General features: G+C 41.4%; 2 tRNA genes and 2 rRNA genes. All 4 read right to left on the bottom strand.

Annotated features, from left to right (window positions below):
* Positions 1-83, bottom strand: a 23S ribosomal RNA gene (locus tag FNN08_RS16465); the annotation flags it as partial.
* 398 nt (positions 84-481) lie between these two features.
* Positions 482-557, bottom strand: a tRNA-Ala gene (locus FNN08_RS16230).
* Between the two features lie 135 nt (positions 558-692).
* Positions 693-769, bottom strand: a tRNA-Ile gene (locus tag FNN08_RS16225).
* A 102-nt stretch (positions 770-871) separates the two neighbouring features.
* Positions 872-934 (bottom strand): 16S ribosomal RNA (locus tag FNN08_RS16220); the annotation flags it as partial.

Genomic DNA, 934 nt, shown 5'->3' with positions numbered 1-934 from the left:
TAACTCAGCTTTTCGCAGATTAACACGTCCTTCATCGCCTCTAACTGCCAAGGCATCCACCACATACGCTTAGTCACTTAACCATACAACCCCAAAAAGTTTCCTTCTCGATTGTTCGGTGACTAAACCGAACTAAGTTGCAAGTCTGACATTTTCACGCATTCATAAGAATGTTGACACTAACGTGTCAAACTCACATTGCTGTGAGCCTTGAGTAAGAACAACTAACGAAACGATAATTATCGTTAGTTATAATGTTGAGATGTTGTATAAACATCTCAGTGATAAACAACAAGTTGTTTATCGTGGCAACTTATTCGACGTTTATGATTGGAGGTCATAAACATAAGTTGCCGGGTTTAATATCAGCTTTCCAAATTGTTAAAGAGTTAATCAACACGCGCATTCGGTGCAGATTTTGGTAAAAAACCAAACTTAATGTATCCGTAGGATAAGTTAAGTTTGGCCTTTCTAAAGAAGATGGTGGAGCTAAGCAGGATCGAACTGCTGACCTCCTGCGTGCAAGGCAGGCGCTCTCCCAGCTGAGCTATAGCCCCATTGTTTTCCAATGGATATTGGGACTTCCTAAAGCATTCACTTTAAAAAGTTATTTAGCGTTTTTACAAGTTAGTTTGGAACGCCGTGTAGTTCACCTACACAAGTTCCAAAATAACGCAGAAAAAACGTTAAATTGGTAGGTCTGGGCAGACTTGAACTGCCGACCTCACCCTTATCAGGGGTGCGCTCTAACCAGCTGAGCTACAGACCTATCATGATGGGTCTGCAACAAGAATGTTACGACCTAATCTTCTTCATCTTTCGTTATCATACAATTTGTGTGAACACTCAACATTAAGCGTTTTACTTAAGGTAAGGAGGTGATCCAACCCCAGGTTCCCCTAGGGTTACCTTGTTACGACTTCACCCCAGTCAT

The organism is Thalassomonas sp. M1454, from assembly GCF_007097525.1.
GTDB lineage: Bacteria > Pseudomonadota > Gammaproteobacteria > Enterobacterales > Alteromonadaceae > Thalassotalea_A.
Note: the sequence above shows the minus strand (reverse complement) of the source record. Positions and strands in the feature narration are given on the sequence as shown.